This window comes from Microbacterium sp. ZOR0019, assembly GCF_000800925.1.
GTDB lineage: Bacteria > Actinomycetota > Actinomycetes > Actinomycetales > Microbacteriaceae > Microbacterium > Microbacterium aurugineum.
Genome location: NZ_JRKC01000096.1, coordinates 13,952 through 39,632 on the forward strand (window position 1 = coordinate 13,952; position 25,681 = coordinate 39,632).

Genomic DNA, 25,681 nt, shown 5'->3' on the forward strand with positions numbered 1-25,681 from the left:
GATGACGCCAGGATCGAAGCATGACGATTCCGACTGCACCCCCGCCTCCTGCCGACCAGGCCACTCCGGCCGTCGGCGCACCGGGCACCGGCATCCCCCGCGGAGCCGAACGCTTCCTCCTCTGGGTCGCCGGCCTCGGTGTCGCCCGGTCCGAGGGCTGGCTGGGCGGTGTCGCCGCGGGGATCGCTGCCCGGCTGCGCATCGATCCGCTGATCGTCCGCGGGATCCTCGTGGTCGCGGCGCTCTTCGGCCTGCCGGTGATCTTCCTGTATGCCGCGGCCTGGGCGCTGCTGCCCGACATCGACGGACGGGTCCACCTCCGCGATCTGTTCCGCCGCGACTATCAGCCGGCGCAGTGGGGCATCCTCGCGATGGCCGTCATCGGTCTCTTCCCGACCGCACCACTGGCCGGACGTCTCTTCGGACTCGGCTACGACGGGTGGTCGGCTCTCTCCGTCGTCAGCTGGATCGTCGGGCTCGTGCTCGTCGCCGGTCTGCTCTTCCTGATCGTGCGCGCCATGCGCCGCACCCCGGGTGCTTCCGCGCCGGATCTGCCGATGGCTTCCGCAGATTCGGCGGCCCCGGCCGCACCCGACCCCCTCAGCGATTCGGGTACCGCTGAGGGGGCGGATGCCACTCTCACCGATGAGGTCTCCGACACCGCGCTCGCCTTCACTCCCCCGGAACCGCCCGCCCCCCTCCCGCCCGGTTCACAGGACCCGACCGCTCTCGAGGCCTGGCGCGCCCAGCATGCGGCCTGGAAGGAACAGGATCAGGCGTGGCGCCGCCAGCAGCAGGACATCGAGCGGGCCGCCCGCGACCAGTTGCGTCGTGAACGCCAGGCCGAGGCTGCGGTGTTCGCGACCGAGGCCGCGGAGCGCCGACGCCTCCGCCGTGCCTCGAACCCCCGGGCCGGCTTCGCGTTCGCCGCGACCATCGTCGGCCTCGCGATCATCACGGGCTCTGCCGTCGGTCTCGTCACGGGCGGTGAGGCCCTCGGCGGCGCCCTGGGACTGCTCGCGGCGGCGCTCATCCTGGCACTCGGGATGATCGTGGCCGGGGCGTTCCGTCGGCGCAGCGGGTTCCTGGCCTTCGCGACCGTGGTGACGCTCATCGGCGGACTCGTCGCCGGCGCTTTCTCCGCCTTCCCGGGCGTCACGCTGGGCTACGTCGCGCTCGGCAACGACGAATCCGCGCATGTCCGGCAGCCCTTCGGCGATACGTTCCTCACGCTGAATCCGTTCGAGGATGGTGCGCGGTCGATCGTCGTGGACAAGGGATCCGGCAACACCTACATCGACGTCCAGTCGGGCGTCGAGCTCGATCTGCGCGCCGTCGTCGGGTCGGCGACCGTTTCGTGGACCCGAGTGGATGAGGAGACCGGCCAGATCACTGCGCACGGCACCTGGACTCCCGTGCGCAGGAACGGGGAGTCGATCGTCCTGCAGAAGGTCGCCGCTGAGGACACCGAGCCCACCCTCGTACAACCCGTCACGATCGATCAGACCAGCGGAGTGATCTCCGTCACCCTCTACGAGCCCGCGAAGGAAGACCAGTGATGAGTACGCCGACGATCGTCGAAGCCCCCTCCCCTCCCCGCACGCGCTGGGCCGCCATCATCTGGGGCCTCCTGTTCGCCGCGATCGCCGCGGTCGCCCTCTGGATGCTGGCCGACGCCGACCGGAGGGACACCGTCGCCGATGGGCTCCTCGCTCTGACGCCGACCACGATCGTCACGATCCTCCTCCTGACCGTGGGCGTGCTGATCCTGGTCGGGGGAGCCGCAGGGCTCATCCGCCGTGCGCAGCGGAAACTCGCGACGGCGACGGACCCCGCCACGCGGGCGGACGTGCCCGCCTCCCCCGCCGAGTAGCCTGGACCCCATGGCGAATCAGGGAAGGCGGCCCGGGAAGGGCGCAGGTCGAGGTACCCCTGTACGTCGCAACAAGGCCGCCCCCGCCGAGCGCTTCCCGCCGCAGAAGCCGAAGAAGAAGACGGCCAAGGTCGTCTTCGATGCCCCTCAGCCCGAGCCCGAGGCACCGCGTACCTTCCGTCTGGGCGCGGTGCCGGGCGCGACACCGGGCAAGTGGATCGACGCGTGGAAGCAGCGAATGCCGAGAGTGCCGCTCGAGCTCGTCCCGATCGAGGTCGCCACCCAGCGCGAGGCGCTCGACGGGATCGATGCGGCGCTGGTCCGTCTGCCGCTCACGGACGAGTCCCTGCACATCATCCCTCTGTACGACGAGGTGCCGGTCGTGATCGCCGCGGTCGACTCGCACCTGATGGCGGCCGAAGAGCTCTCCGCCGCGGATCTCGAGGGCGAGGTCGTGATCGGGCTGTCCGATGACGTGCTGGGCCCGCTCGACCTCCCCGGCACACTCCCGGCCGCCTTCGCCGCACTGCCGACCGGAGAGGCGATCGCCACGGCGGCCTCCGGCGTCGGCATCGTGATCGTCCCGATGTCGCTGGCTCGCCTGCACCACCGCAAGGATGCCGACCACCGCGTGCTCGTCGGCGGTCCGACGTCCACGGTGGCGCTGGTCTGGCCTCGCGATCGCACCACACCCGACGTCGAGACCTTCGTCGGCATCGTCCGCGGCCGGACCGCGAACTCCTCCCGGTGACCGCGTCGGCCCGGCTCCGCGCGCTCGTTAGAATCTCCTGATGGCCTCGCTTCTCTACGTGTGCGTGCGACCCGAGATCGGGGCGGCGGACGCCGAGCATGCGTCCTTCCGACGGGCGGTCGGCGTCGACGTCGTCGATCGACTCGACCTGCTGCAGACACCGCTGCACATCGAGCGTCTACGCGGATACCGCGGCGTCGTGGTCGGGGGCTCCCCGTTCAACGTCTCCGACACGGTGAAGTCCGCGGAGCAGCTGCGGGTCGAAGCCGACCTCCGCACACTGGCCGACGCGGCGATGGCCGCCGAGATCGCGGTGTTCTTCACCTGCTTCAGCATCGGTGTCGTGACCCGCATGCTCGGGGGCGAGGTCGTGACGGACACTCCCGAGCCCGCGAGCGCCACCGTGATCGATGTGACCGAAGCCGGCGCCGCCGATCCCGTCTTCGGGCCGAGCGGCCCCGCTCTCACCGTGTTCACGGCACACAAGGAGAGCTCGGCGAGCACCCCGCCCGGCGCGATGCTCCTGGCGACCAATGAGGTCTGCCCGGTGCAGGCCTACCGCGTGGGCACGCACCTGTATGCAGCGCAGTTCCATCCGGAGCCCACTCCCCGCGACTTCGCGGACCGGATGACCTTTTACCGCACCACCGGCTACTTCGACCCGGAAGAGTTCGACGCGGTGCAGCAGCAGGTGCTCGCCGCATCGGTCACCGAGGGCGCCGCGCTTCTGCGCCGCTTCGCCGAGACCTTCGCCTGACTCAGCCTCCCGCCGAATCCCGCAACAGGGACACGCGCTCACGCAGGTATGCCTCCAGGGGCATGTACCCGCCGGCTGCGCTCCACCGCACCGAGGGGACGCCGTCGACGAGCGCCAGCGGACCGGAGGAGCCGCCCGCATCCACGGCGTCGACGTCGATCACGCTCCATCCCACGTGGACGACGTCGCCCTCGTCGAAGCCACCCCGCAGGGCTTCGGCACGACGTTCGGCGCGTGCTCTGGCCGACTCGGCGGTGTAACCGCGGCGTCCGGGATCGGCCGCGCGGAGCACCTCGGCCGTGGCCAGCGCGTGCGTGTCGGTCAGCAGCAGCACACCCAGATGCCATGCTTCGCCGACCCGCACGATGCGGCGCGCGCGCCACCGGGAGACGCGCTGCTCGCCGAGCCCTTCCTTCGCGATGCCGTCGAGGCTCTGCACCGTACGGGTCAGGAGCGCCGACGCACTCGTCACAGCTCCCCCTGCACAGCGTCGCCCGCACGGGCGGGCCCGACGACGTCGGCGCGATCCCCGCGCAGGGTCATCCCGATCAGCGGATAGAGCAGCACCGAGAGCATGCCCGCTCCGACCAGTGCCGCCGCGGTGCCGGTGTCGAGCATCTTCTCGTCGACGCCGATCGCGGTGACCGCGACGATGATCGGCAGTCCGGTGGCGGCGAGGAGCCCGAGGGCCGCACGGTCGCGGACGCTCATCCCCACCGGGGCCGAGAGCTGCGCGGCCGCCCCGCGGATGGCCAGCAGCGCGATCAGGAAGATGGGCACCAGGGCGAGGGCCGTCGGCGAGGTGAGCAGGGCCTGCAGGTCGAAGGTCACGCCCGTGTAGAGGAAGAAGATCGGCACGAGGAATCCGAATGCGATCGCCTCGATCTTGCTCTCGACCTCCTCGGCGGATTCCTTCGGTGCCCGCGTCATGATGATGCGCCACACCGCTCCCGCGACGAAGGCGCCGAGCAGCATGTCGAGGTCGAGCATCACGCTCAGGCCGACCAGCGCCGCGATGAGCAGGATCACGAAGCGCACCCCGAACTGGTCGGACGTGTGCAGCGTCGCACGAACGATGCGGTGCAGCCGCCCGTGCGGCACACGGTGCGCGAGCAGCACCGCGAGCCCGGCCAGCACCACGAACGTCAGCAGGACGGCCGTGGCGATCGGTGTGGTGCGCGTGCTGAGGAAGATCGAGATCGCGATCAGGGGCAGGAACTCGCCGACCGCGCCGATCGCACTGATCGCACGACCGAACGGCGTGTCCAGCTCGCGGGCGTCGCGCAGGATCGGCATCAGCGTGCCGAGCGCGGTGGAGCTCAGCGCGATGCCGATCACGACCATCCCCTCGCCGGGGGCGAAGAAGAAGCCCAGGCCGATGCCCAGCAGAACGCTGAGGAGCCAGCCGAGGGAGGCGCGGGCGAGCGGTTTGCCCGCCACGGTCTTGAAGTCGATCTCGGTGCCGGCGACGAAGAACAGCAGCGCCAGACCGAAGTCGCTGAGCTTCTCCAGCAGGGGGCCCGGTTCGACCCAGCCGAGCACCGCCGGCCCCACGAGGATCCCGAGCACGAGTTCGAACACCACGATCGGCACCCGCACCACCGGGCGGACCCCACGGGCGAGCAGGGGCGCGGCGACGGCCAGCAGGGGGATCAGCACCAGGCCGAGATCGCTCGCTTCCACGATTCTCAGAGTAGCGAGTCGCCTCCCGCGATTCGCCCCCGGTGTGCATCCACGGCAGAATCGATGCACACCCTCGAGGAGCCTCCATGTCCCAGCCCGATACCGCCCGCCTGCTCATCGCCTGCGACGACCAGCCCGGGATCGTCGCCGCCGTGGCGGGCGTGCTCGCCCAGCACGGTGCGAACATCATCTCGCTCGACCAGCACTCGACGGATTCCGAGGGCGGACGCTTCTTCCAGCGCACCGTGATCCACCTCGATGGACTCGCCGCCGCACGCCCCGCGCTCGAAGCCGACATCGCCGTCGTCGCCGAACGCTTCGGCATGGAGTGGTCGCTGCACGACGTCGCCCGCCGCAAGCGCGTGGCGATCTTCGTCTCGAAGTACGACCACTGCCTGATGGAGCTGCTCTGGCGCACACAGCGTGGCCAGCTCGACATCGACATCACGATGGTGGTCTCCAACCACCCCGACCTGGCCGAGTCGGTCCGCTCCTTCGGCGTCCCCTTCGTGCACATCCCCTCGGGCGACAAGGCCGCCATGGAGGAGCGACAGCTCGAACTGCTGCGCGGGAACGTCGACCTCGTCGTGCTGGCGCGCTACATGCAGATCCTCACCGACGACTTCATCACCCGCCTCGAGGCGCCGGTGATCAACATCCACCACTCCTTCCTGCCCGCGTTCATCGGGGCGAACCCCTACGCCCGCGCCAAGGACCGCGGCGTGAAGCTGATCGGCGCGACCGCGCACTATGCGACGGCCGATCTCGACGAGGGGCCGATCATCGAGCAGGACGTCACGCGCGTGACCCACTCCGAGTCAGCGGCCGAGCTGCAGAGCCGCGGGGCCGATGTCGAGCGACTCGTGCTCGCCCGCGCCGTGCAGTGGCACGCCGAGGACCGTGTGATCGTGCACGGCAAGTCCACCGTCATCCTCTAGCGCCCGCTTCGGCCCTCTTCCGGTCGCACTTTCGCACGCTAAACCGCTGTTTTGGCGGAGAAAATGCGACCGGAGCGCAGGCAGAGAGCGGTCAGGAGGGGCGCGGCACGCCGGCGGCCAGCTCCGCGAACACCTCGGCGGCGCTGTCATGGCGTGCGAGCGGCGCCGCCTGCCCCATCCACAGCGACTGGAGCTCCCCGAGATTCTGCTCCCCCGCCGCGGCCCGGAAGCGTCCGGTGAGCCAGTTCTGCATCGGGAACGGTGCGATCGTGCCGCTCGCCTCGATCGCCCGCACCGCACGGTTGCGGGCGCCCCGGGCCAGACGACCGCTCATGGCACGGGTGAGCACCGTCTCCTCGGCGGCGGTCGCACGGATCGCGGCGCGATGCGCGGTCGTGGCCACGGATTCCGCCGTCGCGAGGAAGGCCGTCCCGACCTGCACGCCGGTCGCCCCCAACGAGAACGCCGCGGCGACTCCCCGTCGCTCGGCGATGCCCCCTGCCGCGATCACCGGCACATCCACCGCATCGACCACCTGCGGGACGAGCGCGAACGTGCCGACGAGCGAGTCCTCAGCCGGACGGAGGAACGACACCCGATGCCCGGCCGCCTCGGCACCCGTGGCGACCACCGCATCCACCCCGGCGTCGGCGAGCGCGACAGCCTCGGCGACGGTGGTCGCGGTACCGACGATGCGGATCCCCCGGCGCTGTGCCTCCTGGACCACCTCGGCCGACGGCACCCCGAACACCGTGCTGAGCACGGCGGGCCGGATCTCCCAGATCGCGTCGAGCTGCTCCTCGAGCGACGGGACGTACCGCTCCGGGCGCGCCGGGAGATCGATGCCGACCGCCTCGTAGAAGGGTTGCAGCGCCTGCGCGAACACCGTGTGCTGCGGATTCGGCTCGACCTCGTCGCCGGTGGGGAGCCAGATGTTCACCGCGAACGGACGATCGGTCGCCGCCCGCAGCGCCGCGCCGGTCGCACGGATGCGGTCGCCGTCGTAGCCGTAGAGTCCGAACGAACCGAGGCCGCCCGCAGCGCTGACCGCAGCCGTGAGGGCGGTCGAGGAGAGCCCGCCGAACGGACCGAGGATGATCGGATGCTCGATTCCGAACAGGGCGCGAAGGTCACTCATGATTCGACCGTACGCCCCGTCGGCTTTCGAATCGCGCACTGTGCGGCATAAGTGGCCGGGAGCGCACCATTCGCGCGATTCGAAAGCGGCGGCGGCCCCCGGTGCTACCCTCACAACAGGAAGGGAGCGCGCATGAGCGAGTGGTTCGGGCAGATGCTGAGCATCGTCGCGACCGCGCTCGGCCTCGTGTCGATGCCGGATGCCACGGCTCTCGGCCTCGCCGTCGCCCTGCTCGCGGTGACCGCACTCACCCTCGCGATCGTGCTGAGTGTGCGCCCGGAGGCCTCGACCGGTGCCCCGCATCCGTTGCGCGCCATCGACGTCGGCACCCTCCTCACGCAGAGTGATCCTGATGCCGCCGGGCATCCGCGCCCTCGGGCGCCGGGAGTCGCGACCGCCGCGTAGTCCGCTCTTTCGACGGGACCGCGCGGCCTTCGCCGACCCTTCCCGACACCTCGAACGGACACTTCCATGGACCCCTTTGCCTTTCCACCCCTCGCCGCCCTCCTCGACGCCGCCTACGGCGCGCTGACCGGGCTCTCCGACCTGCTCACCCCCATCGCCGGTGCCTCCGCCGCCGCTCTCGCCGTCGTCCTCGTCACACTGCTCGTGCGGGTACTGCTCATCCCCGTCGGCATCTCCCAGGCCAAGGCCGAGCAGACCAGGGCGCGTCTCGCGCCGAAGCTGCGCGAGCTGCAGCGCCGCCACAAGAAGAACCCCGAGCGCCTGCAGAAGGAGACGCTGGCGCTGTACCGCGCGGAGAACACGTCGCCGTTCGCGGGGATGCTCCCGGTGCTCGCACAGGCCCCCGTGGTCGGCATCCTCTACACGCTGTTCCTCCGGCCCGAGATCGCGGGACACCCGAACGAGCTGCTCGCGCACGACCTGTTCGGCGCACCGCTGGGCACGAGCCTGGTGTCGGCGCTGTTCGGGGGCACCGCGACACCCGCCACCTTCCTCGTGTTCGGGGTGCTGCTCGCGGTCATGCTCGCCGTCGCCGAGATCACCCGCCGCGTGTTCCGCCCGACGCCGGTCGACGGGGACGACTCACCCCTGAACTCCCCCACCCTGCTGCGCGTCGTCTCGGTGATGCACTACGCGACCGCGGTCTTCGCCGTGTTCGTGCCTCTCGCCGCTGCGCTCTACCTGACGGTCACGGTGGTGTGGACGCTCGTGCAGCGCGTGATCCTGCGCCGCCGGTACCCGCTGCCGGTCCCCGCGGTCAGTCGGGCAGCGGTATCGGTGCAGTGAACGGGCCGGAGGGACCGTCGTCGCGGCGTTCCCTCCGCACCCCGAGCGTGGTCCCGACGCTCGCGGCGATCACGAGGGCGACGGCGAGCATCCGCAGCGGCGTGGCGTCCTGGCCGAGGATGAGCCAGCCGGCGAGCGTCGCGAACGCCGGTTCGAGGCTCAGCAGCACACCGAACACGCGCTGCGGCAGACGGCGCAGCGCCGCGAGCTCGAAGCTGTAGGGGATCACGGACGACAGCACCGCGGTGATCGCAGCGAGCAGGAGCAGCTGCGGATCCATCGCCACCGTCGACGCGGCCGGGATGCCGACCGGGATGAGCAGGACGGCAGCGACTACGAGTCCCATCGCCAGGCCGCTGCTGCCCGGGATGAGGGAGCCGACGCGGGCGCTCATCCGGATGTACATGGCCCAGAAGCCCGCTGCGATCAGGATGAACAGCACACCGAGCGGATCGAGCGGCTCGGCACCGATCAGGCCGTCGATGCCCAGCACGATCATTCCGAGGAGAGCCACTCCGACCCAGACGAAGTCCGTGACCTTCCGGGTGAGCACGGCCGCGAGCACGAGTGGTCCGAGGAATTCGATCGCGACGGCGGGGCCCAGGGGGATGCGGTCGATCGCCGCGTAGAAGAAGCCGTTCATCGCGGCCAGCGAGACGCCGAAGAGCACCGCGGCGAACCACTGCGGGCGGGTCCACTTCCCGGGCCGCGGGCGCACGATGACGACCAGGAGGATCGCGGCGATCGCGACGCGCAGTGAGGTCACCCCCCACGGACCGAGCACCGGGAAGAGCTGGGCCGCGACGGCGGCGCCGAAGGGAAGCGAGAGGCAGGAGCCGATGACGAGCGCGACTCCGACGAGGGGACGGGACGCGGCCGGCTTCTGCACCCCCCAAGCTTAGGCGGCGGCTCCCCCTCGGTGCCGCCGCCTGAGCACGTGTCAGAGGCCCTTGCCGCCGGTGACCGCGATGACCGAGCCGGACGTGTACGAGGATTCCGCCGATGCCAGGTACACGTAGGCGCCGGCCAGTTCCGCCGGCTGACCCGCCCGACCCAGCGGAGTGTCGGCACCGAAGGTCGCCAGCCGCTCGGCATCCCATCCGGTCGCGGGGATCAGGGGTGTCCAGACCGGTCCCGGCGCGACGGCGTTGACGCGGATGCCGCGGGGTCCCGCCTCCTCGGCGAGCGCTTTGACGAACGCGATCTGCGCCGCCTTGGTCATGGCGTAGTCGATCAATCCCGGTGAGGGGTTGTAGGCCTGGATGGAAGCCGTCACGATGATGCTCGCTCCGGGCTGGAGGTCGGGGTAGGCCGCCCGCGCCGAGAACAGCATGCCCGCCAGGTTCGTGTCGAACACCCGACGCATGCGGTCCGTCTCCAGACTCCCGAAGTCGTCGATGTCGTGCTGATAGCCCGCGTTGAGCACGAGCACGTCGAGCCCACCCAACTCGCTCCGCGTGCGGGCGACGATGTCGGTCGCGAACGCCTCTTCTCGCAGGTCGCCTGCGAAGCCCACACCCGTGCGCCCCGTCTCGCGGACGAGGGCGAGCGTGTCCTCCGCGTCGTCCTGCTCCTCGGGCAGGTGCGCGATCGCGATGTCGGCGCCCTCCCGTGCGAAGGCGATCGCGACGGCCCGACCGATCCCGGAGTCACCGCCCGTGATGAGAGCACGGCGACCTTCCAGACGCCCGTGGCCGACGTAGGTCCCTTCGCCGTGGTCCGGTTCGGGGCGCGTCCGCTCGGTCAGCCCCGGCTGGTCCTGGTGCTGGTCGGGAAAGCCCTCTTCGCGGTGCGCGTGTCGGGGGTCGGTGATGTCGTCGGTCATGGCCGATCCTCCTCGTCTCGTCGAACGAGGCCCACACTTCCATCCTTGCCCGCCCGTGGTCAGGGGCTTGACATCCCGGGCTCGGAGCCGCGGTCGCGGCTCAGAGCGGAGGGGTGACCGGAACCTCACCGGCACCGGGCTCGTCGCCGGCCTCGGCGGGTTCGGGCACGAGGTACAGCCCGCTCGGCGCGTTCGCGGTGAAGGCGAGTGCCTCGATCCACGCCCGGTTGATGGAGGGCTGACGGCTGCCGAAGTACTTGAAGACGAGCGAGCTCCCCGGCTGGATCCACACCGTGGTGCGCCCGCCGCCGACGCTCGCATCCTCACGCCAGCTGAACGGGAAGGGCTCCCCGCGGCGAAGCTTCGCGGTGATGACGAGCTGAAGGTGGGTGAGGGCGCGATCCTCGATCTCGGTCTTCACGCCACCTTCGTAGACGAATTTACCCATGGGTGGTGCTCCTTGGTCGCTGCCGGGCCGAGACGACGGCTCACCTCATTCTCCCGTACTCGGGAGAAGGTTATCGCCTCCGGGTGCGGTCGACCGCGCGCTGGCGACTCGCTGCGCCGAAGTCAACCCCCTTCGGCGGAGCGACGGCAGGACCCTAGCCTCGGGACACGCGATTCGAGGAGGACTGCCATGAACGACCGACACATCGACGACCGCCCGGATGACGGATACACCCCCACGACCACGCATGCCGAATGGGGCGCGGGGAACCCTCGATTGCGCATCAGCCGAGACGACGAACGCACCGAATTCGCGCTCGAGGCCGACGTGGTGCGGATCGGGTCGGCCGAGGGCAACGAACTGCGCCTCCCCGAGACCGACCCCGTGCACGCGACCATCACGCACGACGACCGCGACGAGTACGTGCTGACCTTGAACGGCGAGGGCGAGACCAACGCGAGCCTGGGTGTGGACGCGACTCACACCGACGAGTCCTCCGAGACGCTGCGCACGGGCGCGCACTTCACGGCGGGGCCCTGGACGTTCGTGTTCGCACGCGACGAGTTCGCCGACCACGGACGTCCTTACGGGGGGCGCGCGGGTGGAGAGTACTCCGATCAGCCGCTGCAGCCGCCGCGTCCGGACTACGACGAGAGCGAAGAGCGATGACCACCACGCGCGAGCTCATGACGCCGAGTCCGCGCTGCATCGGCGTGAACGATTCGCTCCGCATCGCCGCATCCGTCATGGCCGAGCTCGACGTCGGCGCGCTGCCGATCTGCGGAGAGGACAGCCGCCTCAAGGGCATGCTCACCGATCGCGACATCGTGGTCGGTGCGGTCGCTCTGGGGATGGATCCCGAGACGACACCGGTCGAGGCGCTCGCGAAGGGGAAGCCTGTCACGGTGGGCGCGGACGACGACATCCGCGTGGCGTTGGAACGCATGCAGGAGAACCAGGTGCGCCGTCTGCCCGTGATCGCGGACCGCCGCCTGGTCGGCATCGTGAGCCAGGCGGACATCGCCCGATCACTCTCGGCGACCACGACGGGCAAGACCGTGGAGAGCATCTCCCGCTGAACCCAGACCCCGGATCCCTGACCCCGGAGGCCGGCGCGCAGGAGGCCGGCGCGCCGGAGGTTCAGCGCCCCGGGACGAGCCCGATCCGCAGCGGTGCCCCTGGCTCGGCTGCCTCCTCCAACGCCCTGTCGATCTCGAGGAGCCCACGGACCGCGCCGACGGCGTCACCGAAGGGATAGGCGCGACCGCGTCCGGCCAGGAAGCCGACCGCCTCCGCCAGCTCGGCACCCGTGTAGTTGTGGACACCGGCGACCGTCACGAGGCGCCGCACGATGCTCTCGGCGTCGAAAGCTACCGGGTCCGCGGGGAAGACGCTGCCGACGAGCACGACCGTGCCGCCGACCGCCACGCCCTCGAGCGCGTCGCGGACCGCGTGACCGGACGCCTCGATCACGACATCGGGTTCGCGGTCCACGACGGTCGCGCCGAATCGTGTCGCGAGCGTCCTCCGCTCCGGGTTCGGGTCGAGCACCTCCACCGTCGCGCCCTGTTCGACGGCGATGGCCGCGGCGGACAGCCCGACCAATCCCGCGCCGTGGATCCGCACGGCGGCGCCGTCGAGGTCCCGTCCCTGGGCAGCCCTGGCCACCGCTGCCCAGGCGGTCGCCGTGGCGCACGAGGCGGGAGCGAGCACTGCGGCGGGGAGCGCCTCCGGTACGCGGACGATCGCGGTGCCGGTGCGCAATTGCACGTGACTCGCGAAGGCGCCGGTGAGGTCGCCGTGGACACCGACCCGGTCGTGACCGTACTTGCCGAGGTCGCGGCACTTCTGCGGTATCCCGCGCAGGCAGCGGTCGCAGCTCCCACAGGAGACGGTCACCGACCACACCACGCGATCGCCGATGCGCAGCGGGGTGCCATCGACCCCGCTCGCTCCGGCGTCACCGGTCGCGATCACACGCCCGACGCTCTCGTGCCCGAGCACCAGCGGCACCGGGGCGGAGCGGCGCCCCTGCACGGTGTGGACATCGGAGCCGCAGATGGTCGACATCTCGACCGCGACCAGCACGTCGCCATCGGCGAGCGCCACTCCCGGCACCGCGATCGTCTCGTGCGGGTGTCCGGCGCCGATCCAGACCATCGCGGTCGCCGCCGGGCGCAGCGCGACGTCTCTGCGGTGCCCGGGAGGACGGATCAGCAGCGTTCCCATGTCACGGTCTCTCAGGAGGTCGTGACGAGCGGAAGCAGTTCGCGCTGGGCGAGCACTCCGCGCAACGCGGTGACGTCGGCGAGCACGGCATCGGCGCCCGCTGCGCTCAAGGCCGGCCGATCATGGGCACCGGTCAGCACACCGGCGACGAAGCCGGCGCCGGCCCGGCGTCCGGACTCGACATCGCTGACGGTGTCGCCCGCGACGGCGACCGCGGAGACCGACGAGGTCTGCGTGCGCAGCAGCGCCGTGAGCACGAGGTCGGGAGCGGGGCGACCGCGTCCGGCATCGATCGGCGACAGCGCGAGGTCGACGAGGCCGCGCCAACCGAGACCGTCGAGCAGGGCCTCTCGAGTGATCGGAGCGAAGCCCGTGGTCAGCGCGACCCGCAGTCCGGCGTCTTTGAGGCCCTGGATGGCGTCCGCCGCACCGGGGATCTCGGAGACGCCCTGCTCGGTGATGATCTCGGCGTAAGCGCCCTCGAAGGCCGCGGTCGCCCGTGCCGCGGCATCGGCATCGCCGCCGGAGAGGTGCGTGAAGACGTCGATCTTCGACTGCCCCATCGTCGCACGCACGTGGTCGAGTGCCTCCGCCCACGGCATCCGATCCGCGACGCCCGTGCGCTCGGCCGCGCGCTGGAACGCCTGCTCCACGACGCCGTCGTCGAGCACCGTGGTTCCCGCCATGTCGAGGACGACGAGTTCGAGGGGAGTGGTCATGTTGTTCCTTCCCTTGCTGCCGCCCATCCGAAGGCGGCGGTGAGATTGTGTTCCGCGAGACCCAGGCCCGTGGTCATCCCGATCCCGGTCGTGGCGGCGAGCACGAGCACACCGTCGTCGCCCCGATCGATCAGGAACTCCTGCCGACCCTTGGCGTACACGCCCTGCCAGCGTTCGATCACCCGCGGCGCCGGCGCATCGAACAGCGCTTCCGCCTCGGTGAGGAACGCGGTGAAGGCGGCCTCGGGCTGGAACGGCGAAGGAGCTGCGGCGGTCGCGTGCGAGTCCCCGATGATGAGCGTGCCGTCGGGGAGCTGTGTGTACATCTGGTTCAGGTCGAGCGCGGCGAGATCAGGCCGTTCGGCGTGGAGACGTTCGCGCAGCAGGGCGGCCTCCGGTCCGTCGGAGAAGCGCCCGTACCGCACGAGCGACCATCCGGTGAGCAAGGGTGCCGCGAGCGGATGCCGGAACGACACGGCCGCCCGCATCATGTCGAGGGCGCAGCGGACGATCCCGTGCCGTTCGGCCACCTCGGGCAGCAGCTGGTCGATGTCGTGGTTCACGGCGACGACCACGCTGCCGCAGGTGAGGGGCCCCCGGGTGGTGTCGACCCGGCCGCGCCCGACTCCGGTCACGCCGGTGCGGAAGCGGAAGTCCACGCCGAGGGCTGCGAGGTGGCGGACGATCGCAGACGCCGCCGTGCGCGGATCGGTCTGCAGGTCGCTCTCGATGTGTGCGCCGCCGACCAAGCCCTGGGCGCGCAGCGGTGCGAGTTGCAGGAGCTCGTCGGCCTCGAGCATCCGGATCCCGCCATCGTGAGCGGCCGCCTCGAGCACCGCGATCTCGTCGTCGTGGCGGGCGGCGACCAGCGTTCCCGACTCGCGCAGCCAGAAGCCCGCGTCCTGGGAGAGACGCAGCCACAGCTCGCGCGAGGCGTCGGCATACCGCCGGGCGTCCCCGCCCTGCGCTCCGATGCAGAGGTGTCCGAAGTTGCGGATCGTGGCACCGACCGGTGCATCGGTGCGGTCGACCACGATCACCCGCAGCCCGCGACGGACCGCCGCGTAGGCCGCGCCGAGACCGACGATCCCGGCCCCGACCACCACGACGTCCGCAGAGTCCGCGGAGCGATCCGGGTTCATCGGAACACCTTCCGCATCCACATGGCGAGGCCTTCGACGACGAGCACGGTGGCGAGGATCATCAGCACGATCGCCGTCACGGTCTCGTAGCGCGAACCCTGGCTCGCGTTGAGCAGGTAGTAGCCGACCCCACCGCCACCGACGATCCCGAGGATGGTCGCCGCACGGATGTTCGTGTCGAGCATGTAGAAGCTGTGACCGATCAGCGCCTGGGTCCCCTGCGGCACCGTCGCCGAGGCGTAGGTCTGCAGACGCGTCGCCCCGACGGCCCGGAGCGCGCGCTCGGGGCCGCGATCCACCTCTTCGAACGAGTCGGCGATGAGCTTGCCGAGGAGTCCGATCCCGCCGATCGCGAGGGCGATGACGCCGGCCTGCGCGCCGAGTCCCGTGATCACGACGAGCACGATCGCCAGGATCAGCTCCGGGATACCGCGGATGCCGACGAGCAGGAGTCGTGCCGTCCCCCGTGCTGCGGAGTTCGGCGCGACGTTGCGGGCGGCGAGCGAGCCGAGCACGAGCGAAGGGAGGAGGGTGAGCACCGTGGCGGCCAGCGCGATCGCGACGGTCTCCCGCATCGCCTCGAACATGGCGCTCGCGTCGTAGTTCCCGAAGGAGGGTGGCCAGAACAGCGCGGCGACCTCGGGCAGCTTGGCCCAGAAGGTGATGAGGTCCATCCAGTTGATCTGGCTGACCACGATGCTGCCGATGACGACCAGCACCGCCACGACGCCGGCGACGGTGTGGCGCACGCGTCGGGAGGTCCAGGGGCGACGCACGGCGGTCTCGGGGCTCGTGGCCCAGGCGGGGCGACCGACCGGCGCGGCTGCGGTGTTCGCTCCGAGGCGCGGGTGGAGGATCCGGTCGATCCACGAGCGGGTGTGCTTCTGCTCGCCCAGCATCGCGCCGCGAACCATGCTCGAGATGACCTCCATCGCGATGCACAGGAGGAAGATGACGAGCGCGACGCCGAGGCCCTTGCCGTAGTTCAGCGACTTGAAGGCGTACGACATCTCCAGGCCCAGACCGGCCACCCCGACGTAGCCGAGCACGACGCTGCCTCGCAGGTTGATGTCGTTGCGATGCAGCACGGTGGCCACCCAGCTGGGCAGCACCTGCGGGATGATCCCCGCCGAGAACTCCTGCATCTTCGAACCGCCCGCGGCACGGATCGCGAGGCGGGGACCCTCGTCGATCTGCTCGATCGCATCGGCGAACATCTTCGAGATCATGCCGATCGAGTGGATGCCGATGGCGAGGATGCCGGGAAGGGTGCCGAGCGAGAACATCAGCACGAACGCCATCGCGAGGACCACATCGGGGAGCGCCCGGGTGAGCACGCCGATGAATCGAGCGGCGGCACGCCAGCCGTTGCCCGGAGTCGTGTTGGACGCGGCGAGGTAGGCGATCGGCACCGAGAGAAGCGCGGCCAGCAGGGTTCCGACGAGCACGAGACCGACGGTGAGTGCGATCAGCCAGACGAGATCCCCGGGCGCGGGGAACGTGAGTCCGCCGATGCGGGCCATGAAGTTCTCGGCGTTGCCCCAGCTCTGCACCATGGCGGGGATCGAGATGTCGACGTCACGGACGGCGAGGATGCCGAGGACCAGGAGCGCGACAAGGGTGAGGGATGCCGCGATGCGTTCCGGGGAGACCACCCGCTTCGGGGCGCGCTCCCTCACCTGTCCCGCCTGCCGAGGAGCCGCCCCGCCGCCCCGCGTCGAGGAGTCCGTCGACGCGTCGAGAGCCGTCATGATGCGGCCACCTGCGCCGCCGCTTCGACGAGCTCTTCCTGGACGGCACGGATCTCGGCGGTCGTGGTGGCGACGCGGCCGTAGATCTCCATGACCTCGGCCTTGGTGAGGTCGCCGGTCGGGGTGTCGAGCACGACCTCGCCGTGGCGGAGTCCGACGATGCGGTCGGCCCAGCTGATCGCGAGGTCGACCTGGTGCAGGCTGCACACGACGGTGAGTCCCTCGTCGGCGGCGATCTCGCGGATCAGTGCCATCACCTGTTCACTCGACTCGGGGTCGAGCGAGGCGACCGGTTCGTCGGCGAGCAGGATGTCGGGCTTCTGCATGAGGGCACGGGCAATGGCCACGCGCTGCTGCTGTCCCCCCGAGAGGGTGTCGCTGCGCTGGTAGGCGCGGTCGAGCAGCCCGACCCGATCGAGGTGCTCGAGCGCGGTGACCTTCGCGGCTCGCGAGTACCCCCAGAGCCCGAGGCGCGGTCCGCGCAGGTCGGAGAGCGAACCGGTGAGGACGTTCTCGAGCACCGTGAGCGAGGGCACGAGCTCGAACTGCTGGAAGATGAAGCCCACGCGGCTGCGGAGGTCGCGCAGCGCCCGGCCCTTGAGCGAGGGAACCTCGGCTCCCAACACCTCGACCGAGCCCGAGGTGGGGATCTCGAGGCCGTCGAGGTGGCGCAGCAGGGTCGACTTGCCCGAGCCGGAGAGCCCGAGAAGCACGACGATCTCGCCGCGGGACACCTCCAGAGAGGCGTCCTTCAACGCAGTGGTCGTCCCGAAGGTCTTCGTCACGCCGTCGAGGCGGATGAGGGCGTCGGATGCCGAGGCGGTCATGTCGTGGCTCCTGTGGTGTGGTGAGTCGTGCGGTGGTGCCCTCCGTCTCGTCCGTGCGAGGCGGACGGGACGGAGGGCGCCGATGAGGCGAGGTGGTCAGGCCGGGCTCAGGCCTTGCACTGCTCCGCTTCGGTCTCCTTGCAGATGTCGCGGATCAGGTCGTAGTACGCGTCGTCGACCGGCTTCGTGGCGTAGAACACACTGCGGAAGGAGTCGGTGTCGGCGCTGTCGATGCCTGCGGCGATGATGTCGTCGATCGTGATCTCGGAGAGTCCGTCGATGAGCTTCTTCGAGACGTCGTCGGGGAGCGTGGAGGAGTAGACGAGCGGTGCACCGGGCACCATGGTCTCGTCGATGACCTTCACCTTGTCCGACTTCTCGACTTCGGAGTCCTCGGCGAAGCCCGCCTCGCACTCGACGCCCTCGCCGACCTTGGTGACGCTGACGTCGTGCTTGCCGGCGAAGACCGGGGTGATGTCGGTCTTCGGGTCGATGCCGGCCTCGAGCAGGTTGTACGACGGGAACAGGTAGCCCGAGGTCGAGGACGGGTCGACGAAGCAGACCTTCTTGCCCTTGAAACCGTCGATGCTCGTGATGTCGCTGTCTGCGGGGACGATCGCCTGCGAGTAATAGCCCGGCTCCTGGCCCTCTTCGGTCACGATCGAGGAGATGGGAGTCAGCTTGGCGCCGTTGTTGGTGGCGGTGACGTAGGTGAAGCCCGAGAACGACGCCACGTCGACCTTGCCGGCCACGGCGGCCTCGATGAGCGCGGCGTAGTCGGTCGACTCGTGGTATTCGACGGACTTGCCCGTGAGGTCGGCGATGTAGTCCATCAGCGGCTGGTAGTTGGTCTCGGTGTCGACCGAGTCGGGCACGACGCCGAAGACGAGCGTGTTCTCGTCGACCGCGAATCCGCTCGCAGAGGACGACCCGTCGGCGCCCGAGGCACCGGTCGCCTCAGCCGAGCCGGAACAGGCGGCGAGACCGAGCGCGAGGATCGCGACACCGGCGAGGGCGGGGAGAGCGCGAAGCTTCATGAGGACCTTTCAGAGTGGGAGGGGTGATCCACGGAAGACTCTGACAGGTGCCGCACCGAGATATGTACCTAACTCGGAAGAGTTCAGAACTCGTTTACCGGCCATTCGCCTGGATGAACGCTCCTGGAACGCGATCGCGTGGGTGAGCATGACGAAGTAATGTACCTATGTGGCTGAAGCTGTGTACACCCAGATCGCTGACGACCTCCGCGCTCGGATCGCCGACGGCGGGTTGCGCCCGGGAGACGACGTCCCGACCGAGGCGGAGCTCGCGCAGAGGTGGCAGACCTCGCGAGGCCCGATCCGCAATGCGTTGGCGGCTCTGCGCGCAGAGGGCCTGATCGAGACGACGCGCGGCCGCCCCGCGCGCGTGGTGGCGCGCAAGGCCAATCAGGCGGTGGACGTGTCGGTGCCGTTCACACGTTGGGCGCGCGAACTCGGGGTCTCGCCCGGCGCCCAGACCCAGGAGCTGAGCCTGCGGCGCGCCGGCGCCCTGGGGGCGGCACTCGGCGTCGACGAGAGCGACACCATCGTGAGCGTCGTACGGCTGCGCTTCCTCGACGGGCGCCCGACCATGCTCGAGCGCCTCAACTACACCGAGGTCGCGGGGCGTCACCTGTTCGAGGTGAACCTGGATGAGGTCTCGATCACCGAGTATCTGTCGTCGGTGGGACACCCCATCGTCACCCTGGAGCACGTGATCGACGCGGTCGCAGCGGATGATCAGGATGCCGCACTCCTGCGCGTACCGCGTGGCACGCCGATCCTGCGCCTCACCCGCACCTCGCGCGACGCGGAGGGACGGATCTTCGAGGCGTCGGAGGACCGCTACCTGAGCGAGGTCGTGCGTTTCACCGTCGCCGCGTCGGGAATCTCCACCGATGGGCACTACATGCGAGCGGTGGGCGCGTAGCCCGGGGCCAGAACGGGGCCGGAAAATCGCCCGTTAACGCAGATGGCGATCGCGAGCGCGCAAAGTGTTTCAGAAGCCAGAAAGACCGCGCTCGCGATCGCAGCGCTGGGGACGCTTTATCTGGGGAGCCTCCAGAATACGGAGAGACTCAACCCGAAACGTAGGGCCGAACGTCGAGGTTTATCTAGACCTTTGTCCAGATTTTGCGGTCATCGACGAAGCGTGCTCACACACTCTAGAGCATCAGACGACCGGAAGGCGGGCCGACACGACCCAGAATCCTTCCTCTTCGCCGGCGCTGAACTGTCCGCTCGCTCCCATCACACGCTCCGCCATGCGGGTGAGACCCGTACGGCTCGAGGAGAGCTCCCGGCGTGGGGTGGTCGGGAGAGGACTCCGGAGGATGAGATGCGCGACCTCGTCGTCGACCGCGAGGTGCATCTGCACTTCGCCGGGGCCGGCGTACTTGAGGATGTTCGTGGCGGACTCGCGCGTGATGCGCGCGAGGACGATCTCGACCGCACGCGGGATGCGCTCGTCCCGAGGATCTCCCACGCGGTCCACGGAGTGACCTGCAGCCTCGAATTCTCCTTGGGCCTCGTCGATCGCCGCAGCGAGGTCACCGGTCTGCACGCTCGAGGATTGCGGCGCGTCGTCGGCGAGCTCGATCACGAATCGGAGATCGGTCATCGCCTTGCGTGCGGCGACGCGAATCGCCTCTTGCGAATCTGTACTTGTCTGGGGGTCTTCGAGCATCTGCACGTGCAACGACACCACCGTGAGCTGGTGAGCGATGCTGTCATGCAACTCACCGGCGATCCAGCGCCGCTCGGCGAGTACTGCTTGGCGCTCCTGTTCGGCCGCCGCCTGGAGTTCGCGCTCGAGGCGGCTGCCACGGGCGAACGCGAGCCGAAGGGCGAACCCGACGGCTCCAGCCACCGTGGCGAAGACGAGGAAGAGACCGACATTCACACCGGCGTCAGCGTCGCCGTAGGCGACGACTGCTGTCGCGATGAGGAACGCACCGGTGTAGGCGAGGATCAGGGAAGTCCACCCCAGCCTCATGACCAGACCCGACGCGACTGCGGCGGCGGTCAGAACCTGGGATTCGGTTCCCACGAGAAATGATGACGCGAACACGACGCCGAGGGCGCATGTCGCGAGGAGCGGCTTCCAGAGATAGAGGGCGAACGCTGCAGTGGATGCGACGCTCACCACCAGGGCGGCTGGGTTCACACCCGGCGTGGTGAAGAAGCCTATGACGTCGGTGGCGATGGTGATGCCGAGTATGACCAGGACGACGATCCGCTCGATCGTGCTGAGCTTCTCGCCTCGACCCAACCGGAACGAATCCGCAGATCGTCGGGGGGACTGGTCGAAGGCCATACTTCACTATCTCCTATTCGCCAGGTACGCTAGCGGACGAGACCAAAAAACTTGCCAACCTGCTGCCAGAAAGTCATTGCGTTCACCTCCATTATGTAGTCGTTCGTCGATGTCTGTATTCATCTTCTCGGTGATCTTCACGAGGCACATCTGCCTCAAGTCCAGATCTTTTTAGCCAAAGGTCTACATGCGGTCGTCGAGCCGCTCACGCCGTTAGGCTTCCCCCTATGCAGGAAATCCGTGTCCTGATCGTCGACGACGATCCGCTGGTCCGCTCGGCGCTGTCTCACTTCGTCTCCCGTGACCCCGAGATCACCGTCATCGCCCAGGCGGAGGACGGACTCGAGGCGATCGCCACCGTCGAGCGCGAGCAGCCCGACGTCGTGATGATGGACGTGCAGATGCCCGAGATGGACGGCATCGAGGCTACGGGTGTGATCGCCGAACGCTGGCCGCACGTCCGGGTGCTCGCCGTGACGACGCTGGACGGGAGTGACACGGTCCTCCCCATGCTGAGCGCAGGCGCCTCCGGCTACCTCCTCAAAGACTCCAGCGCCGAAGAGATCGTCATCGGTGTGCGCGAGGTGCACAGCGGAGCGAGCTCGCTCTCCCCGCGGATCGCGTCGATGCTCATCAAGCACGTCCGCGCGTCCACCCCGACGACCGCCGATGTGGATGCCCTCGAACCTCTCACCGAGAGGGAGGCGGAGGTGCTCCAATGCCTCGCGAAGGGCATGTCGAACGCCGAGATCGCCAAAGCGCTGATCGTCTCCGAGGGGACGGTGAAGGCCCACCTCGGACGCATGATGTCGAAGTGGCACCTGCGCGACCGGGTGCAGATCCTGGTCACGGCCGCGCACGCCGGCCTCGTCAACTTCCGCTGAGAATCAGCCTCCGCTGAGCACCGACTCCCCGCCGGTCCGAACAGCTCCGGACACAACGGAGCGATGTGGAGCGCGCCAGCGACGCCCCGGATCCCACCATGCGGGACCGCGGATCTCCGGAAGCCCCTCGCTCATCCTGATCTCCCAGCCGGAGGTCTCCAGCGAACGATGATGCCACCAGCACAACGGCACGCCGTTGTCGGTCTGGGTGAGACCACCGCGGGCATGTTCGACCACGTGGTGGATCTCGCACCAGGGCGCGGGAACGTGGCACCCGGGAATCAGGCACTCCCCGTCCCGAGCGACGATCGCGCGCCTCTGATGCACGGTGAACACTCGATCGCTCACCGTCACGCCGATGATCCGCCCTTCGTCGGTGAGGACACGCTGGATCGCTCCGGCGCACGCGACCTGCGAAGCCACTCCGAGAGGGACCGGCGCCTGCGTGTTCGCGATCGTGGCCCATCCGGTGCCGGTCGCCACACTTTCGGCCCCCACCTGCACGACCAGAGTCGGGGCGGCGCCGCTCAGGCTCGGCATCTCGTCATGGCGCGCTGCGATCCCCAACGCGGCGGTCAGCGCATCATGTCGCTTCTGCGCCGCGGAGCGCCCGTCGATCACGTGCCGCGGATCCGTGTTCCACGGCTCAGCGTCCGGCACTTCTCCCTCGGAGTCGCGGAAGACGACCCCGGGCGGAACCGGACCGCCGGTCTTCGGATTGCACTGCGCGTCGAGGATCAGCTGCAGCTGCGCCGCGGCATCCGGCAGCAGATTGCCTCGCAGCGGATGCACCCCGTCGCGGAGGCGCCCGACCGTCACGAACCGCTGCTGCTGTGCCCGGAGGTCGGACGGCTCAGCGCCATCCGGATCGAGCGTCATGGCCAGCACCTGCGCGAACTGACGAAGGTCGTCCGGCGTCGCGGGCGGCGCGGGATCCCTCTCTGCACCCGCTTCCGCACCGGCACCTGCGTCCGCAGCGGGATGGCCGCGCGCGAAGTCCGCCATCGCCGCGTCGGCCGCAAGCCGGTCGGCCACCCCGATGCGGTCCCCCGCCTGCTCGATGGGCCCCGTCGCCGCGAGAAGCCCGGCGATTCCGATCGCACCGTCGAGGAGCGCCGCGCGCATCGACGGGTAGCGGGCGGGTAGCCGCTCCCCCGACGACAACGACATCTCACGACGCACGGCGGACGCCGCCTTCACCATGCGCGAGGCCCCCGGCGCATCGAGTCGGAGCACCCGCTGCAGCAGCTCGTTCATGGAGCGACATCCGTGGACGTCGGGCATCCGCTGGTCGGCAGACGCGACCGTCTCCAGGATCACCGCCTCCACGCGCCGCAGCGCTTCTCCTGCGGCGTGGAGCACCTCCATCCGTCCGGAATCCGACTGCCCCGCCAAGGCTCCCATGGACAGCGCTCGATCGAGTCCGGCGACCACCTGATCGAGTGAGTCCAAAAGCGGGTTCATGCCTTCATCCAACACTCGACCACTGACATTCATGCCTTAAACGGCCCTGTTCAGACGCTATTTCGCGATATGCCGGAATGCACTCGTCCGCGGTGGACGACGGCGCTCAGAGCGCGAGCAGGACGCCCCCGACCACCACGAGTGACGCGGCGATCCGCCATCCTGGATGCGACTCTCGCAATCGCTACGCGATTCCCGTGCTGCCAACGCTACGGTCACGTCTCCGAGTCACGTTGCAGATTCAAGTCAAGAGTGCAGAGCCCACCGCGCCGACGACGGCACCAACCAGCGCGCAAGCGGCACCCGCAAGCGTCACCACTCGTAGCGAGCGCCCCTCCGCCCGACTCGCAATGTCTTGAAGAGACGCACGTACAGTTGTGGTGTCAAGGGATCGCACTTCATCGCCAGCCGTGTCGAACAGCCGAGCGAGTTCTTTGAGCCTCTCCGTACCGACCCGCTCGGCAAAACGCTTGTCGCCTTCGCGCCAGTTACCGATCTGCGAGTCGATCGATGCCAGGCTCAACCACTGGCTCGACTGCATCTTCTGACTGAGCTTCGATGTACCGCGCAAGCGCCATGAGTCTATGAGCCAGCCGACGGGCCGATACCACGGCCGTTTCGACACGCGTTCGTACGCGATCGAGAGAGTCGTCTGGGCATCCGCGCGGGCACGCCAGCCCCAATATAGAATCGCATCCGCAATGGACTTTGTGCCTGCAAAGACTTCGATCAATACCGAGAGGTGTCTCCGGATCCGACGAAGATCCTCTACCGCGTTGTCCGACATCGAAAACGGAACAGTGAAGCCATTTCCCGTAGGCGAGCTGCCGATACGGTGGTAGTGGTCCGGGACCCGGTCTGAGGCGAAGGTCACGAAATCTCCGTGAATGAAGCGGTGATGGCATCCACGCGAGCACGCCATCACAACAGCCTCGTATCCAGCCGCTCTCGCGATTTCTTCCACGATCGAAAGAACAACGTGGCCGCCAGAGCCAGTGCTCGCCGGGTTCTCTTGATCCCATTGCACATAGAGCACAGTCCCGTCCCATGAGACGAGGTAGTCGTCTGTCGGCACGTCATCCATGCTTCGATACTTCGGCTGATTCTTCGCCGGAACGCGCACGCGGAACTCAAGGGCTGTGTTCAAGCGGAAAGCCTGAAACTGCTCGACGCCTAGCGTCGGTCCGTCACGATCGGGATCGATATAAAAAAAGGGTACCGTCCGCGCGTTGTCGAACTCGGGGGCAGGCGGCGCCGTGATAACTTCGGACACGCGAGTGTCCGCACTTAGCGCCTTGATAAGCGACGCAGAGATCTGATCGGAAAGCGCGCGAGCGGCGGGAACCGTAAAGAGAGGCTCTGCCTCAGGTCCGAGGCGCAACAGACACACAGCGACTCGCGCCACCCGGATTGCCCCCGATTGAGTGCCCTCTTCGATAGTGGTGTGAGGCCCTTCGCGTTGCGCGACCGAGGTGCCTTCCGACTCTGAAGTCTGCGATCCCATTTCTCCTCCTACGCGGAGCTTACCCATCGCTCCGAAGGACTCGAAGGGATGGGACAACGCGTTCAGGTCAGTGAGACCCGCGAGGTTGACGATCTCTGACCCGCCAACCCTCCGCCGGACAGCACGCGATCGAGGTCGGTGACCAGCCGATCGAGAGATTCCAGGAGCGGGTGCATGCCCTCATTCAACGCCCGACCACTGACATTTCGAGCCCCGAAACAGGCCTGTTCAGGAGGTGTTTCGCGATATTCCGGAATGCGTTCGGCGGGAAGCGGACCACGACCCTCAGAGCGCGAGCAGCACGATCCCCGCGACGACCACGAGCGATGCGGCGATCCGCCATCCCGGACGCGATTCCCGCAGGACGAAGACCCCGAAAAGGCTCACCAGCACGACGCTCACCTCGCGCAACGGTGCGACCAGCGCGACCGGGGCGATCTGGATCGCCGTCAGCACCAGGATGTACGACAGTGGGGAGAGGATCCCGAAAGCGAGGATGCGGCGCCACTGCGTGCGGCCGAGCGCCCACACCGCATCCCAGCGGCGACGAACCGCGATCGAGTAGAACGGCACTTGCAGCACCGTGGTCCCGACCATGAACGCGACGGGCGAGAGGTCCCACGTGCGCACCGCGTGAGCGTCCCAGATCGTGTAGATCGCGATCGCGACGCCGGTGAGCAGGCCGAACACGATACCGGGGTCGATCCGCCCCGTTCCCGCCCCTCTGCCCCGATCGACGAGACCGACGGCGACGACCCCGACGATCACCGCCGCCACGCCCACGAGCGCGACCGCCGACGGGCGCTCCCCCAGCACCAGTACGGCGACGATCACGGAGAGGAAGGGGCCGGTGCCGCGGGCGGTCGCGTAGACGGTGGAGAGGTTGCCTCGCTGATACCCGCGCTGGAGGACGGCCATGTAGCCGACGTGAAGGATCGACGAGACGACGACACCGAGGGCGAAGGACCCCACATCGTCGGTACCGGGGCCGCCTGTGAACGGCACGACTCCGGCCCACACGACGGTGCTCCCGACGGCACCCCACCACAAGAACGGCGCTCCGGCCCTGCTGATGCCGTGCGCGATGATGTTCCACGCCGCGTGGGCGATGGCGGCTCCGAAGACCAGGACGAAGGCGAGAGGCGACACGGCGAGACCCTT

At 69.0% G+C, this 25,681-nt stretch carries 27 protein-coding genes; 11 read left to right on the forward strand and 16 right to left on the reverse strand.

Annotated features, from left to right (window positions below; genetic code table 11):
* The first annotated feature begins 20 nt into the window (after positions 1-20).
* The 4 genes from L978_RS17215 to L978_RS17230 are packed head-to-tail and all read left to right on the forward strand — an operon-like array spanning position 21 to position 3,381.
* Entirely contained in the window at positions 21-1,559 is a 1,539-nt protein-coding gene (locus L978_RS17215) for a PspC domain-containing protein (protein WP_047524581.1), read from the forward strand.
* Complete coding sequence (locus L978_RS17220) at positions 1,559-1,873, forward strand: hypothetical protein (RefSeq protein ID WP_047524582.1); 315 nt, start codon at positions 1,559-1,561, stop codon at positions 1,871-1,873. Before L978_RS17215 ends, L978_RS17220 begins: the two co-directional genes overlap by 1 nt.
* Positions 1,874-1,883: 10 nt before the next feature.
* On the forward strand, positions 1,884-2,624 hold the full coding sequence (locus tag L978_RS17225) for a substrate-binding domain-containing protein (RefSeq protein WP_047524583.1): 741 nt from the start codon (positions 1,884-1,886) through the stop codon (positions 2,622-2,624).
* 40 nt (positions 2,625-2,664) lie between these two features.
* Positions 2,665-3,381: a glutamine amidotransferase-related protein gene (locus L978_RS17230; RefSeq protein WP_047524584.1), complete on the forward strand. Its 717-nt coding sequence runs from the start codon at positions 2,665-2,667 to the stop codon at positions 3,379-3,381.
* Position 3,382: 1 nt separating this feature from the next.
* On the opposite strand, the gene L978_RS17235 is transcribed toward L978_RS17230, so the two are convergent.
* Together L978_RS17235 and L978_RS17240 are read right to left on the reverse strand one after the other, a co-directional pair.
* Entirely contained in the window at positions 3,383-3,853 is a 471-nt protein-coding gene (locus L978_RS17235) for a hypothetical protein (RefSeq protein ID WP_052193834.1), read from the reverse strand.
* Positions 3,850-5,064 (reverse strand): cation:proton antiporter, encoded by a 1,215-nt coding sequence (locus L978_RS17240; protein WP_047524585.1) that lies wholly within the window; start codon positions 5,062-5,064, stop codon positions 3,850-3,852. Before L978_RS17240 ends, L978_RS17235 begins: the two co-directional genes overlap by 4 nt.
* An 86-nt stretch (positions 5,065-5,150) precedes the next feature.
* Here L978_RS17240 and purU point away from each other — a divergent pair, with 86 nt between their 5' ends.
* Positions 5,151-6,002: a formyltetrahydrofolate deformylase gene (gene purU, locus L978_RS17245; RefSeq protein WP_047524587.1), complete on the forward strand. Its 852-nt coding sequence runs from the start codon at positions 5,151-5,153 to the stop codon at positions 6,000-6,002.
* Positions 6,003-6,093: 91 nt separating this feature from the next.
* Here the strand turns inward: purU and L978_RS17250 are convergent, their stop codons facing one another.
* On the reverse strand, positions 6,094-7,140 hold the full coding sequence (locus L978_RS17250) for an NAD(P)H-dependent flavin oxidoreductase (protein WP_047524588.1): 1,047 nt from the start codon (positions 7,138-7,140) through the stop codon (positions 6,094-6,096).
* A gap of 132 nt (positions 7,141-7,272) precedes the next feature.
* On the opposite strand from L978_RS17250, the gene L978_RS17255 reads away from it, so the two are divergent.
* Complete coding sequence (locus L978_RS17255; RefSeq protein WP_047524590.1) at positions 7,273-7,545, forward strand: DUF6412 domain-containing protein; 273 nt, start codon at positions 7,273-7,275, stop codon at positions 7,543-7,545.
* Between the two features lie 66 nt (positions 7,546-7,611).
* Complete coding sequence (locus tag L978_RS17260) at positions 7,612-8,391, forward strand: YidC/Oxa1 family membrane protein insertase (protein ID WP_047524591.1); 780 nt, start codon at positions 7,612-7,614, stop codon at positions 8,389-8,391.
* Here the strand turns inward: L978_RS17260 and L978_RS17265 are convergent.
* The 3 genes from L978_RS17265 to L978_RS17275 all read right to left on the reverse strand — a co-directional run bounded on the left by L978_RS17265 (position 8,363) and on the right by L978_RS17275 (position 10,664).
* Positions 8,363-9,280: an EamA family transporter gene (locus tag L978_RS17265; protein ID WP_047524593.1), complete on the reverse strand. Its 918-nt coding sequence runs from the start codon at positions 9,278-9,280 to the stop codon at positions 8,363-8,365. The genes L978_RS17260 and L978_RS17265 overlap by 29 nt on opposite strands.
* A gap of 51 nt (positions 9,281-9,331) precedes the next feature.
* The gene (locus tag L978_RS17270) at positions 9,332-10,216 is read right to left on the reverse strand and encodes an SDR family oxidoreductase (protein WP_081997107.1); all 885 of its coding nucleotides are present in this window, start codon (positions 10,214-10,216) and stop codon (positions 9,332-9,334) included.
* Positions 10,217-10,316: 100 nt separating this feature from the next.
* Positions 10,317-10,664: a DUF7882 family protein gene (locus tag L978_RS17275; protein ID WP_021201203.1), complete on the reverse strand. Its 348-nt coding sequence runs from the start codon at positions 10,662-10,664 to the stop codon at positions 10,317-10,319.
* A gap of 189 nt (positions 10,665-10,853) precedes the next feature.
* Between L978_RS17275 and L978_RS17280 the strand changes: the two genes are divergently transcribed.
* Positions 10,854-11,333, forward strand: a complete 480-nt coding sequence (locus tag L978_RS17280; RefSeq protein ID WP_047524595.1) for an FHA domain-containing protein — start codon at positions 10,854-10,856, stop codon at positions 11,331-11,333.
* Entirely contained in the window at positions 11,330-11,743 is a 414-nt protein-coding gene (locus L978_RS17285; protein ID WP_047524597.1) for a CBS domain-containing protein, read from the forward strand. Before L978_RS17280 ends, L978_RS17285 begins: the two co-directional genes overlap by 4 nt.
* Positions 11,744-11,804: 61 nt before the next feature.
* Here L978_RS17285 and L978_RS17290 read toward each other — a convergent pair whose 3' ends face one another.
* From L978_RS17290 to L978_RS17315, 6 genes are all read right to left on the reverse strand, one after another.
* Positions 11,805-12,893: an alcohol dehydrogenase catalytic domain-containing protein gene (locus tag L978_RS17290; protein ID WP_052193835.1), complete on the reverse strand. Its 1,089-nt coding sequence runs from the start codon at positions 12,891-12,893 to the stop codon at positions 11,805-11,807.
* Between the two features lie 11 nt (positions 12,894-12,904).
* The gene (locus tag L978_RS17295) at positions 12,905-13,612 is read right to left on the reverse strand and encodes a phosphonatase-like hydrolase (protein WP_047524598.1); all 708 of its coding nucleotides are present in this window, start codon (positions 13,610-13,612) and stop codon (positions 12,905-12,907) included.
* Entirely contained in the window at positions 13,609-14,754 is a 1,146-nt protein-coding gene (locus L978_RS17300) for a TIGR03364 family FAD-dependent oxidoreductase (protein WP_047524600.1), read from the reverse strand. Before L978_RS17300 ends, L978_RS17295 begins: the two co-directional genes overlap by 4 nt.
* Positions 14,751-16,505, reverse strand: a complete 1,755-nt coding sequence (phnE, locus tag L978_RS17305; RefSeq protein WP_047524601.1) for a phosphonate ABC transporter, permease protein PhnE — start codon at positions 16,503-16,505, stop codon at positions 14,751-14,753. Before phnE ends, L978_RS17300 begins: the two co-directional genes overlap by 4 nt.
* On the reverse strand, positions 16,502-17,332 hold the full coding sequence (gene phnC / locus L978_RS17310; RefSeq protein ID WP_047524603.1) for a phosphonate ABC transporter ATP-binding protein: 831 nt from the start codon (positions 17,330-17,332) through the stop codon (positions 16,502-16,504). Before phnC ends, phnE begins: the two co-directional genes overlap by 4 nt.
* 107 nt (positions 17,333-17,439) lie before the next feature.
* Positions 17,440-18,369, reverse strand: a complete 930-nt coding sequence (locus tag L978_RS17315; RefSeq protein ID WP_047524604.1) for a phosphate/phosphite/phosphonate ABC transporter substrate-binding protein — start codon at positions 18,367-18,369, stop codon at positions 17,440-17,442.
* A 169-nt stretch (positions 18,370-18,538) separates the two neighbouring features.
* On the opposite strand from L978_RS17315, the gene L978_RS17320 reads away from it, so the two are divergent.
* The gene (locus L978_RS17320) at positions 18,539-19,282 is read left to right on the forward strand and encodes a GntR family transcriptional regulator (protein ID WP_047524606.1); all 744 of its coding nucleotides are present in this window, start codon (positions 18,539-18,541) and stop codon (positions 19,280-19,282) included.
* Between the two features lie 243 nt (positions 19,283-19,525).
* Here the strand turns inward: L978_RS17320 and L978_RS17325 are convergent, their stop codons facing one another.
* Positions 19,526-20,668 carry a sensor histidine kinase gene (locus tag L978_RS17325; RefSeq protein ID WP_047524608.1) on the reverse strand — a complete coding sequence of 381 codons (1,143 nt, stop codon included), beginning with the start codon at positions 20,666-20,668 and terminating at the stop codon, positions 19,526-19,528.
* Between the two features lie 227 nt (positions 20,669-20,895).
* Between L978_RS17325 and L978_RS17330 the strand changes: the two genes are divergently transcribed.
* Complete coding sequence (locus L978_RS17330; protein ID WP_231555096.1) at positions 20,896-21,552, forward strand: response regulator; 657 nt, start codon at positions 20,896-20,898, stop codon at positions 21,550-21,552.
* A 3-nt stretch (positions 21,553-21,555) separates the two neighbouring features.
* Here the strand turns inward: L978_RS17330 and L978_RS17335 are convergent, their stop codons facing one another.
* From L978_RS17335 to L978_RS17345, 3 genes are all read right to left on the reverse strand, one after another.
* The gene (locus L978_RS17335; protein WP_047524610.1) at positions 21,556-23,016 is read right to left on the reverse strand and encodes an HNH endonuclease signature motif containing protein; all 1,461 of its coding nucleotides are present in this window, start codon (positions 23,014-23,016) and stop codon (positions 21,556-21,558) included.
* 241 nt (positions 23,017-23,257) lie between these two features.
* The gene (locus L978_RS17340; protein ID WP_047524617.1) at positions 23,258-24,520 is read right to left on the reverse strand and encodes a hypothetical protein; all 1,263 of its coding nucleotides are present in this window, start codon (positions 24,518-24,520) and stop codon (positions 23,258-23,260) included.
* A 285-nt stretch (positions 24,521-24,805) separates the two neighbouring features.
* The gene (locus L978_RS17345) at positions 24,806-25,669 is read right to left on the reverse strand and encodes an EamA family transporter (RefSeq protein ID WP_047524619.1); all 864 of its coding nucleotides are present in this window, start codon (positions 25,667-25,669) and stop codon (positions 24,806-24,808) included.
* Positions 25,670-25,681 lie beyond the last annotated feature (12 nt).